Below are 11,564 nucleotides of genomic sequence, written 5' to 3'. Positions count from 1 at the left end.
ACCAAGCCCGGCTCTCTGCGCCCTTAGGTGCGATCGATACCTATTAACAGTTTCCTAAGAAAGGACTGAAACAAATGTCAGAAAGCGTGGCTCCCCCCCAAGTTGGCGGGGAAACCGGCGACTGCCGCCACCTTGCGGATTTGGCGGTGGCTCGTGCTCAAAAGTGGGTGCGAGAGTCCGAGAAATATCCGGAAGATCGAGCAGCTAAACTCCTCTCCCAGGTACTAGAAGACCAAGCTGGTTTGGACTTTACAGTTGCCTTTGTTGATGGAGTTATCCGACCAGAAGATTTGCAGGTGGCTGCGGATGAGATGCATCGCCTTGCCTCCTCTTCCGTAGGCTTCCTCCCCTGGTACCTGCGTCTGCCCTTCAAAGTGGGCGGAAATATGGCTCCGATACTGCCCAAGGTAGTAATTCCTATTACCCGCAGCGTGTTCGCAAAACTGGTCGGAGATTTGGTACTAGACGTATCCGACGCCAAGCTGGGACCGGCGATTGAGCGGCTCAAGCAGGGCGGGATGCGGTTGAATATGAACCTGCTGGGCGAAGCGATTCTCGGTGATGAGGAAGCCAATAAGCGGCTAACCGACACCATGGAGCTATTGGAACGTCCCGATGTAGAGTACGTATCTTTGAAGGTATCGGCAGTGACCGGACCGCACAATCCCTGGGCTTATGATCACGTGGTGGATCGGGCAGTAAACGCCCTACTGCCGCTGTATCGCCGGGCTAATTCCTATGAACCAAAGAAGTTCATCAACCTGGACATGGAGGAATACAAGGACCTCCACATGACCATTGATGTGTTCAAGAAGATTCTGGAAACCCCCGGTCTAGAAAAGCTAGAGGCCGGCATCGTGTTGCAGGCATACCTGCCCGACGCCCTCCCCGCTATGAAGCACCTGCAAGAATGGGCAGCTAAGCGGGTAGCAAACGGGGGCGGACGGATTAAAGTTCGCGTAGTTAAGGGCGCGAACCTGTCGATGGAAACCGTGGATGCTCGCGAGCGGGGCTGGAAACTCACCACCCAAAAGAGCAAACAAGATACTGACTCCAACTACATGAAGGTACTGGACTACGCCCTCACCAAAGAGCACACTCGCAATATCAAAATCGGCGTGGCCGGGATGAACCTATTTACCGTAGGCTTCGCCTACGAACTGGCTCATGAACGCGGAGTGCTAGAGTCCGGTGGCGTAGAGTTCGAAATGCTGACCGGCATGGCTTCCCCCCAGTCCAAGGCAGTAGCCGAGGACACCGGTCACCTGTTGTTCTATGTGCCGGTAGTGAACCCGGAAGAGTACGATGTGGCGATTGCCTACCTGGTACGGCGGCTAGAAGAAAACTCGCTGGATCAGAACTTCATGTCGGATATTTTCGATCTGGATGATGCCGATGTGCTGCACAAGGAAGAGCAGCGCTTCCGCCGCGCCTTGGAGCGGGTATACGACGTTGAGGTCGGCCCGGTACGTCAGCAGAATCGTCTCACCGAGACAGAGGAAGACATTAAATCTTTCGTACAAAGGGACGGGGAGTGGACTTTCGCCAACACCCCGGATTCGGATCCGTCGTTACCGGAAAATATCGAATGGTCACGCCAGATTGTCAAGGCTATTCCCGATTGCCAAATCGGAATTAAAGAGGTTGAAGAAGCCACCGTTTCCGATGCCAACGTTCTAGATCAAATGCTAGCCGGGGCGGAAGCGGCAGCCAAGATTTGGTCGGCGCGCCCCGCCAAGGAGCGCTCGGAGATTATTCACCGCGTAGGTATCGGGCTGAGCCAACACCGCGCCCAGCTGATGGAAATTGCCGCAGCCGAATGTGGCAAAGCCCTTGATGGCGGCGATATCGAGGTATCTGAGGCTATCGACTTCTGCCACTACTATGGACAGCAATGCCTCGAGCTAGAACAGCAAGCGGGTGCCAAGTTCCAACCTGCACGGGTGACGGTTTCTACCCCGCCCTGGAACTTCCCGATTGCGATTCCTACCGGTTCCACCGTGTCGGCACTCGCTGCCGGTTCAGCCGTAATCTTCAAACCGGCGAAAGAAGCTGCCCGTACGGGTGCGCTACTAGCCAAGATTATGTGGGATGCGGGAGTTCCGCGCGAAGTTCTACAGTTTGTCCAGCTGGGCAACCGGGATTTGGGTAAGAACTTGATGGCTGACGAACGGGTAGATCGGGTTATTTTGACCGGCTCTATCGATACTGCCAAGATGTTCCGTTCCTGGGACAACAATATGGGGCTGCTGGCGGAAACCTCCGGTAAGAACGGCATTATTGTTACCCCCTCGGCGGATCTGGATCTGGCGGTTAAAGATATTATTAACTCGGCGTTTGGCCACTGTGGTCAAAAGTGCTCGGCCTCCTCGCTGGCGATTCTGGTTGGTTCGGTAGGTTACTCCGAGAGGGTACATCGCCAGCTACTGGGCGGCGTACGCTCCCTCATCGTGGATTACCCCTCCAACCCCTCCAGCCAAACCGGTTCGCTGTGTACCCCGGCCAAAGGCAAGCTGCTGCGTGGTCTGACCACTTTGGGACCGGGCGAGCATTGGGCGCTCAAGCCCAAGCAGCTTGATGATTCCGGGAAGCTGTGGACTCCGGGTATCCGCGCTGGCGTACAGCCGGGCAGCGAGTACCACCTGACCGAATACTTCGGTCCGATTCTGGGGATTATCCGTTGTGACACTCTGGAAGAGGCTATCGAGATTCAAAATGCCACCGATTACGGTTTGACCGCCGGTTTGCACTCTTTGGATGCCGATGAAATCAACCTCTGGCTGGATCGGGTACAGGCGGGTAACGTCTACATTAACCGCGGCATCACCGGCGCTATCGTGCGTCGTCAACCCTTCGGTGGTTGGAAGAACTCCGCAATTGGTGCGGGCACCAAGGCGGGCGGTCCCTCCTACCTGTTCGGCATGGGCGAATGGGAAGTTGACGGAGTTCCTGAGAACGAGGGCGTAGAGCTGCGCAACCGGGCTCTAGTAGAGGCAGCGAAGGTGGCGCGCTCTTTGGATTCCAATAAAGAGTTCGTGATGGCCTCGCTGCGTTCCTCTCAGCAGGCTCTGGACACCGAGTTTGCTATCGGACATGACCCCTCAGATCTGCGGGTGGAGCGCAACGTATTGCGTTACCGTCCGCTGCCGGTCTTGATTCGTCTGTCCGAGGGCGAGGACGCCTCCCAGGTGCTAATGCTGGCAGCTGCCGGTCGCGCCGCTGGCTCTAAGGTGTCGGTGTCGATGCCGCAAGAACCTGATTCAGCGCTCTTGCAGTACCTGCGAGTACAGCACATTGATTACGAGGTGGAATCCGATCAGTCCTTCCGTGACCGTCTGCCCGCCTGGGCGGCCGGTGCCGGACTGGATGCCCGTATCCGCCTGATTGGTGGAGATGTCAAGGCAGTTAACGAGGCTGTCAATGGCAATGTGAACGTGGCAGTCTGGTCGCACCCGGTGACCGCTTGTGGACGCGTAGAAATGATTCCATTCGTACGTGAACAGGCGGTAGCCTTCACTAACCACCGCTTCGGTAATCACACTCCCCTTTCGGAACAGGTGAAAATCTAGGCACTGGGCTAGATCAATAACTAAATAAATGCCTCGCGGGGGTTGGGAAATGTTTCCTAACCCCCGCGTTTCTATCTAAGTGGTTGCTGATAAGCATGCCTAGCTATGAGACTAAAATTATTGTAAAAGGGCGGATTGAAAAATAAGGAAACTTTCTACCGTCAGGGCAGCCACAAAGTACCATCCCCGGCAGCCAGCAGATTATTCGCGATTCCATAGGAAATCGCGCGATCGCAAAGCGCTGTCACCTGTGGCGTCACCGCAGTAATTCCATAGAGTAGCTGGAAGGCTTCACGCACAATTACTGCGCGTTCTATATTATTGGTGCGCGAAATCTGCCACCGCAACGCATTCGCAACCTCGGTTAACGTCAGTGACCCCAATTTGCGGGGTAACCCAATCGGGGATTGCAGGGCAGTATTCCAGGTTAGCGGATCTATTTTAGTAGGCCAGACCGTGCGCATACCTGGTTCGGGCACTAGCTTTAAACTGGGTCCCAGGCAACGACCGGCTTCATCAGGACGCCGTTCGTTATATCCAATCCGATATTTTTGGCACAACCTGCGGGCCAAAAACTCTAGCGGCATCGGTCCTTCGGCACCAATAATGCTTTTTGCAAAGGATTCAGTAGATCCGGCGACTGCCGGCTCATCCAGGCTTTGTTTTGGTCGGGTGAAACGGGGTCTATAGTCAAAATATCCGCGCACCCGAATAGTGATTAGCCGAGTAGAGGGTTGGCGGTCAGCCTCCGCCAGTATTTCCCGAGGTTTGTGAGGAGCCGCGGGGGGTACCTGTGATGGCATTAGCGGGCTTTGCGCCGCCCTCAGCAGGGCAGAATCTGCTGGGGAAGAGACTTCCTCCGGCAAATCCGCGCCGTAGAGAGCTTCCGGATCTGGCATATCGTCCGCTACCTCTACAAAAGCTGAGCGGGGCGTACTAGAAGAAGTGGCAGTTTGCGTCGGCTCTGCCTGGCTGCTGGCGTGTTTCTTCCGGGCAATGAACTCATCGAAACTCATGTTTAGTTGCGAATCCAAACCCAAAGCCCGGAAATATTCCCAACCGTCAGCGACATTTGCCAAGTTCGCTTCCGGCTGCGGTGTTGGAGCTGCGCTCGGGGTAGCGGTGGGGGGACTTAGCTGTGCGGGAATCGGCGCCGGGGAGGACGCCGACATCATTGCAGGTAACTGAGCAGCCGCGGGGAGAGGTGCTGGCTGCGATGCGGGGGCAGGAGAAGTGGAAACTGCCGGCTCCGCGAGCGGATTAACTGGTTCTTGGGGATAGCTGGCAGCAAAGGGAGGTTCGGATGCTTCCGGAGGCATCGAAAACACTCCCGGCACTTCACTTGTCGCAAACGAGCTGGGCGCCTGGGTACTTACCGGAGCTACAGACGAAGCCGGCGGCGCTGAAGCTGGCTGCGACACATTTGCCGGTGGCGCGGCGGATAAGGGTGAAACTTCGGGTGGCGGCGGCGCTAGACGTGACCCATAATCTTGCGCAGGCGGAAGTTCCGGGGACATTTTTGGCCGCTGCAGAGAACGGCGAGCAGGGAAGCTGCGGGTAGAACGGACAGCAGTAGGCGGGTTATTCGCTGCTGCAACTGGTCTGGCAGGGGGGCTGACAGACCCAGTCGCTGCTGCATCAATGCCGGTCTGCACAGGAATCCAGGGCATTTCCCCGCTAGGAGCGCGCCAATTACCGGCAGAGGTGGCTGGTTCTGCAACATTGGCGCTGGCAACAGCAACCGGGGAATGTTGCCCCTCTACCGCTGAAGATTCTGCGTAGGCAACCTCGGCATGGTTTGCGGATTCCTGGTTGGCGGCAGCGTAGGCCTCCGAAATCATTGCCGCAAGACTCATCTCTAGCGCTTGGGTATCTTCCTGGTCTGCCGGGGAGTGCTCGGGGACAGATTGTGGCTGCGGGTTTTCTACCGGCGCGAATGCCTCCTCACCACCAAGAGATGCCGCTGGCGGCGGCGTTTGTACGGAAGGAGGAGCAGGTGCCGGTGCTACCTGAGGTTGGGGTGCGGGCGGAGCGTATTCCTCTGCCTCCGCGGAAGTGTTTTTCCCTAAATCTGGGATAGCCTGCAAGACCAAGGATGCTGGATTTTGGGAAATAGATTGCCCGGCTTTCATCCACAGTCCGAAAACCTTTTCCGCCAGGTCGCCTTTACCACTCAACATGGCAGCCAAAGCCACCGTATCTACCAGTCTTTTTACCTGCCAGCGCGGCAACTCCCCGGAATCGAGGGCGCGGCGCGTTTGCTCGATACCGGAGCGTAAATCCCACATCCGTGGATCAGCAAGCTGCGGTTTTAGCTGGTCAGCTAGTTCCAGGCAGCGCTGCGCCACCTTGGTAACCGTCAGTTTAGCCACGGCGCTTCGCCCCCTTTCGTACACTCAAACAAGTCACCATCGAGGGAGTAACCAGCCACGCGTTAACCCGCCCGGATCTGACAAGAGTAGCCGCTTTACGCGCCTCTCGTCGTCCTGGTTCCCGAATCCCTCGCTGTATCTGCGAAAACCATTTTAGCAGGTGGACAACTTCGCTATCGATACCAAACATAATATGAGGGGAAACTAAGAGGGCGCATTGAGGAGGCAGTAGTTTTTTGCGGGTTGCCCGCGCCACCTCCTCGGTCAAATAATCATCTACCCAGGCAAAACTGGTATCTTGCGCAGAAGTCATGACCGCGGAAAACTTCGAGCGTGGATCCCCATTGGGGCAACGCACCCAAGGTAGATTTTCGGAGATGCCGAGCAATGGAGATAGGTGCTGATTCGCCCATTGATTCCAGGAGCTAGCCCAGCGAACCTGGAAATGTTTACCCAGGTCACGCAGGCGCGGACCCAGCAGGCGGGAAAGTACCACATTCACGTTAAAAGAATCATCGGGTTTCAAATGCACCAGGTGCGCGCGAAGCAACGGATTGAGAATACGCCGACCGGCTCTCCCCCACAGATTCAAAGGACCATCTACATCCAAAAATAGGATAGGTAGCGGCGAGGGCGAGTCGCAGGAGGCGGCAGCATCCAGCGTTCCGTTTTGCGCCTCTGCCTGCTGTTGCCCCAAGGTAGCCACCCTCCTTAAAAACTGCTAACTCAACATTATCGCGAGATGATAAGCAGTGGAGAAAAACTAGGAGGCAAAGGGACTTAATTGTTATACCTAGGCAACCCGGATGCGGGCATCCCCCCGGACGAATTCTACTGCGAGTCCTCCCCCCACGGCCTCCAGATAGCCCCTAATGGTGCCAACTTTTGTGCTATCTAAATCCCCGCGTTCAATCTTGGAAACTTGCCGTTGCGAAACCCCGATACGTTCGGCCAGTTGTTGCTGCGTCATGCCGGAAGCTTCCCGCAGTTCCCGGAGTTTATAGGCGCGAACTTCCGCCATCATCCGTTGCTTGTGGGCGTCAACCAAAGTTCTATCCACCGGATGCTCCGATAGAAAATCTTCTAAAGTTACAGTCATTTCACTTCCTCCTTCGTAACTGTTCTAGGTGTCGATCATATAAATCGTCAGCAATAGGAATGTTCTTTCTGTACCAGCGCTGCCACTGCCCTGACTTATCCCCCGCAACTAGCAAGATGGCTTGCCTTATAGGATCGAAAGCGAACAGAATCCTGATTTCGCTCCTGCCGCTGGATCCCGGGCGCAGCTCTTTCATATTCCGATGCCTCGAACCTGCAATCCGGTCAACCAAAGGCCTACCCAGCGCCGGACCTTGCTCTTGCAGCATCTCCAAAGCCGCAACGACCTGTGCTCGCGAGTTATCGTCAAGCGTTAGCAGCCACCCGGCTACCAACTCAACATCAACCGTCCACACCTCTCCAGATTAGAACTTATAAGTTCTAAATTCAAGGGTGAACAGGTTGTTAAAATTCACCCCCACCTGCAGCTCAACTCCCCATTTCCCGAAAGGCTGTTAGGTACGCCGAAAATATATCGGGAGAAAGAACTTGCGGGGGACGCGTAGGCGCGGACTACTTGCCGTTGAAGGTGAATTCCTTTTCCCCGTCTGCGCCCTCGCGCACGTCCACCAAGATTTCTTGACCAGGCTCGATATCTCCGAAAAGAATCTTTTCGCTGAGGGCGTCCTCGATATCGCGTTGGATGGTGCGTCGCAAAGGACGCGCCCCCAAAACCGGATCGAAACCGCGAGTGGCTAGTTCTTCGCGAGCGGCATCGGTGAGCTTTAAGGTCATATCTTGCTCTTGAGTGCGTTCTTGGAGCTTGGCGATCATCAAATCCACGATCTGGCGGATTTCTTCCATCCCCAGCTGTGGGAACACGATTACTTCATCTACCCGGTTGAGGAACTCCGGGCGGAACTGCTGTTTGAGCTCTTCCTGTACCCGATTCTTCATCCGCTGATAGGAACCGACCTGGTCATTATCGACCTGGAAACCAGTTTGCACACCTTTGTTGATTTCGCGGGTGCCCAGGTTGGTGGTCATGATGATTACGGTGTTCTTGAAGTCAACCATCCGCCCCTGGGAATCGGTCAGCCGCCCGTCCTCTAGCACCTGTAGGAGGGTGTTGAAAATATCGGCATGGGCTTTTTCAATCTCATCAAAGAGCACCACCGAGAAGGGTTTGCGGCGTACCTTTTCGGTCAACTGCCCGCCCTCGTCATAGCCAACATATCCGGGAGGCGCTCCGAAGAGGCGCGAAGAAGTATGCTTTTCCCCAAACTCCGACATATCTAGTTGAATTAGCGCCGACTCGTCACCAAAAAGGAACTCTGCCAGGGCTTTCGCCAACTCGGTTTTACCCACCCCGGTGGGGCCGGCAAAAATAAAGGAGCCGCCGGGACGATTCGGGTCTTTAAGTCCCGCGCGTGTCCTGCGAATAGATTTGGAGAGGGCGTTGACCGCCTCATTCTGGCCGATGACCCGTTTATGCAGCTCGTCTTCCATGTGAAGCAGCTTGGCGCTTTCCTTCTCGGTCAGCTTAAACACCGGGATGCCGGTGGACATCGCCAGGATTTCGGCGATGGAATCTTCATCAACAGTGCCGATCCGGTCGCCCTCCCCGGACTTCCAGTCGGCCTCCAGCTGGGCGCGTTTTTCACCTAACTGTTTTTCTTCATCACGCAGGCGCGCCGCTTTCTCAAAGTCTTGGGCATCAATCGCGGCCTCTTTATCTCGGCGCGCCTCATTGATTTTTTCGTCCATTTCCCGAATCTCCGGAGGAGCAGTCATCCGGTGAATCCGCAGACGCGCCCCGGCCTCGTCAATCAAATCGATGGCTTTATCGGGCAGGTAGCGATCGGAAATATAGCGGTCAGACAAAGAGGCAGCCGCGCGAATTGCGTCATCGGTAATTATTACCCGGTGGTGCGCCTCGTAGCGGTCACGCAAACCGGTCAAGATTTTCACGGTATCTTCCACGCTGGGTTGTTCTACCTGCACCGGCTGGAAGCGCCGTTCCAAGGCCGCATCTTTTTCAATATATTTGCGGTATTCCTCGGTGGTAGTAGCCCCGATGGTCTGCAGCTCTCCCCGTGCCAACATGGGTTTAAGGATGGAGGCGGCATCAATCGCGCCCTCGGCGGCGCCTGCCCCCACCAGGGTGTGAATCTCGTCGATGAACAAAATAATGTCCCCGCGAGTACGGATTTCTTTCAAAACTTTCTTCAGGCGTTCCTCAAAATCACCACGGTAACGCGAACCCGCAATCAACGACCCCATATCCAGGGAGTAAATATGCTTGTCTTTAAGGGTTTCGGGGACGTCTCCGCGCACAATCGCCTGCGCGAGCCCCTCTACCACCGCGGTTTTACCCACCCCGGGTTCCCCAATCAATACCGGGTTGTTCTTGGTGCGCCGCGAGAGGATCTGCATTACCCGTTCCATCTCGTTGATGCGCCCAATCACCGGATCTAGTTTGTTTTCCCTAGCCGCCTCGGACAGGTTGCGCCCGAACTGGTCTAGGATTGCCGAACCGGATTTTTGGGGCTTTTGTGAACCGGTGCCGACCCCCACGGTTTCTCCGCCCGCTTCGTTTTGCCCCGCTCCCGGGTAACCGGAGAGTAGATGAATCACGTTTTGTCGAATACTTCCCAGGTCAGCGCCCAGGTTGGTGAGCACCTGGTTGGCTACGCCTTCGCCCTCGCGAATCAGGCCTAACAGGATATGTTCGGTGCCGATATAGTTGTGCCCCAGCTGTAGAGCTTCTCGCATCGATAGTTCCAGGACTTTCTTGGCACGCGGAGTAAAGGGGATGTGGTCTTTCGAATCGTTCTCGCCCTTGCCGATGATCTCAATGACCTGGTCACGGACGCCTTTAAGGGAAATGTTCGCCATTTCTAAGGCTTTCGCGGCTACGCCCTCGCCTTCCCGAATCAGCCCCAACAGGATATGTTCGGTGCCGATATAGTTATGCTCCAGGCTGCGCGCCTCGTCTTGCGCCAGCACCACTACCCGGCGCGCCCGATCTGTAAAGCGTTCGAACATTTTTCTCCTTGACCTTTGGGGAGGATTCTTTCGGTTAGGGACTTGACTCCCCTATGTACATTATTAGCTTTTTGCCCTTGCTCTCACCTGGTTTCACTACCGGCTAAGGCTATTTTTTACCAAGAAGAGGACGGCGGATTTAAGAGAGGGGCGATAGGGCAGGTTCCAAGGGCGTAGATAAGGCAAGTTCCCTGGTTCTGTCCCGGGGATTACCCCAGGTGAAACCTAGATATAGCACCCCACAGTCGCCATCAATAGTAACGCCACTGAAACTACGGTTACCAGCAGGTTTCCTATTATTTGAGTGCGTTTCACGGTGGCGCTGGCGCGCTGACGATCTACCACATCCGGGATGGCTTGCCCCAGTTGCTTTCGCCCACGTCTGCCCGAAATAACTGCCACCAAGTGCAACGCCCAGCCAATAAAGGCTCCCACCAGGGCGCCCCCTAGGTGTCCTTGCCAAGACACATTAGGAATCACGAACCCGATTAGCAGGTTAATAAGCAGTAGCCCGCCTAGAGCGCTGGAGGAGGCGTGCAGGTTGCGCGTGTAGACGAATACTCCCGCGCACAGTCCGAGGACCGCCCCGGAGGCACCCACGACTGCCTGCTGCTGACCGGTGAGCAATGCCCACGCCAAAGTACCGAGCGAGCCTCCCCAGGCAGACAGCAAGTAGATTAAGAGAATCTGGTAGCTGCTCATTACCCGTAGAGCCAAGCTCCCCAAAATGTACAGGAACGCCATATTAGAGGCCAGATGCACGATTCCGCCGTGCAGGAAGGCCGCGGTTAGGAAGCGCCAAGGCTCAGTGAAACCCAAACTGGGATAGAACAGGAATTGATCTACCAGTCCGGGAACCAGCCACGATGCCACATAGACAATCCCGCAGGCAATGATGAGAACATTGATTACATTGACGCGGTTGTTTGGATTCGTCATTTCTCCTAAGAGTTAAATTTGTCCGCCACCGAAGTGGCGGACAAATAAAAGTTACTCGCTGATTTCGATGGACTTAATGGTGATGTCCTCGAGGGGACGGTCACGTCCATCGGTGCTAACCGCCGCGATGGCGTCAACCACGTCGCGGGAGGCCTGGTCAGTGACTTTCCCAAACACAGTGTGTTTACCGTTTAGCCACTGGGTCGGCACCTGGGTGATAAAGAACTGAGAGCCGTTGGTTCCCGGACCAGCATTCGCCATTCCCAGTACGTAGGGCTCGTCAAAAGTCAGTTCCGGAACAATTTCATCGCCGAAACGGTAGCCCGGCCCGCCAGTACCGGTACCCAAGGGATCGCCGGTCTGAATCATGAAACCCTGGATGACACGGTGGAAAATCACCCCGTCATAGAGGGGCTCATTGGATTTAAGCCCGGTGGCGGGGTTTTGCCATTCGCGCTCTCCGGTAGCCAAACCTTTGAAATTATTTACGGTTACCGGAGTTTTATCCGGGAACAGTTCGACCTTGATGTCGCCTTTTGAAGTGTGAATTGTTGCTTCCATAGCCTTTATCCTCTCATGAAAGCTAAAAATCCGATAC

8 protein-coding genes are annotated in these 11,564 nt (G+C 55.5%); 1 reads left to right on the top strand and 7 read right to left on the bottom strand.

The features are described 5' to 3' along the window. The first annotated feature begins 74 nt into the window (after nt 1-74). Nucleotides 75-3,569, top strand: a complete 3,495-nt coding sequence (locus BQ5456_RS05970) for a proline dehydrogenase family protein (protein WP_071129192.1) — start codon at nt 75-77, stop codon at nt 3,567-3,569. Between the two features lie 161 nt (nt 3,570-3,730). On the opposite strand, the gene BQ5456_RS05965 is transcribed toward BQ5456_RS05970, so the two are convergent. From BQ5456_RS05965 to BQ5456_RS05935, 7 genes are all read right to left on the bottom strand, one after another. Further along, complete coding sequence (locus BQ5456_RS05965) at nt 3,731-5,941, bottom strand: hypothetical protein (protein WP_071129191.1); 2,211 nt, start codon at nt 5,939-5,941, stop codon at nt 3,731-3,733. After that, on the bottom strand, nt 5,934-6,647 hold the full coding sequence (locus tag BQ5456_RS05960; RefSeq protein WP_071129190.1) for a hypothetical protein: 714 nt from the start codon (nt 6,645-6,647) through the stop codon (nt 5,934-5,936). The genes BQ5456_RS05965 and BQ5456_RS05960 overlap by 8 nt, the downstream gene beginning before the upstream one ends. A gap of 87 nt (nt 6,648-6,734) precedes the next feature. Further along, a complete protein-coding gene (locus tag BQ5456_RS05955; RefSeq protein WP_071129189.1) occupies nt 6,735-7,040 on the bottom strand; it encodes a helix-turn-helix transcriptional regulator in 306 nt (101 codons plus the stop codon). A gap of 1 nt (nt 7,041) precedes the next feature. Next, nucleotides 7,042-7,395, bottom strand: a complete 354-nt coding sequence (locus BQ5456_RS05950) for a type II toxin-antitoxin system RelE/ParE family toxin (RefSeq protein ID WP_071129188.1) — start codon at nt 7,393-7,395, stop codon at nt 7,042-7,044. A gap of 157 nt (nt 7,396-7,552) precedes the next feature. After that, on the bottom strand, nt 7,553-10,027 hold the full coding sequence (locus BQ5456_RS05945) for an ATP-dependent Clp protease ATP-binding subunit (RefSeq protein ID WP_071129187.1): 2,475 nt from the start codon (nt 10,025-10,027) through the stop codon (nt 7,553-7,555). Nucleotides 10,028-10,252: 225 nt separating this feature from the next. Next, the gene (locus BQ5456_RS05940; protein WP_071129186.1) at nt 10,253-10,966 is read right to left on the bottom strand and encodes a rhomboid family intramembrane serine protease; all 714 of its coding nucleotides are present in this window, start codon (nt 10,964-10,966) and stop codon (nt 10,253-10,255) included. A 51-nt stretch (nt 10,967-11,017) separates the two neighbouring features. Continuing rightward, on the bottom strand, nt 11,018-11,527 hold the full coding sequence (locus tag BQ5456_RS05935) for a peptidylprolyl isomerase (RefSeq protein WP_071129185.1): 510 nt from the start codon (nt 11,525-11,527) through the stop codon (nt 11,018-11,020). Nucleotides 11,528-11,564 lie beyond the last annotated feature (37 nt).

It is taken from the genome of Varibaculum massiliense (genome assembly GCF_900106855.1).
In the GTDB taxonomy this organism is placed as follows: domain Bacteria; phylum Actinomycetota; class Actinomycetes; order Actinomycetales; family Actinomycetaceae; genus Varibaculum; species Varibaculum massiliense.
The sequence above is the reverse complement of the archived record's forward strand: the minus strand, read 5'-3'. Positions and strand labels throughout refer to the sequence as shown.

Bases quoted from the DNA above. Each gene is read 5' to 3' on its own strand.
- BQ5456_RS05970 (WP_071129192.1), top strand. From the start codon at position 75: ATGTCAGAAAGCGTGGCTCCCCCCCAAGTTGGCGGGGAAACCGGCGAC.
- BQ5456_RS05935 (WP_071129185.1), bottom strand. From the start codon at position 11,527: ATGGAAGCAACAATTCACACTTCAAAAGGCGACATCAAGGTCGAACTG.
- BQ5456_RS05940 (WP_071129186.1), bottom strand. From the start codon at position 10,966: ATGACGAATCCAAACAACCGCGTCAATGTAATCAATGTTCTCATCATT.
- BQ5456_RS05945 (WP_071129187.1), bottom strand. From the start codon at position 10,027: ATGTTCGAACGCTTTACAGATCGGGCGCGCCGGGTAGTGGTGCTGGCG.
- BQ5456_RS05955 (WP_071129189.1), bottom strand. From the start codon at position 7,040: ATGACTGTAACTTTAGAAGATTTTCTATCGGAGCATCCGGTGGATAGA.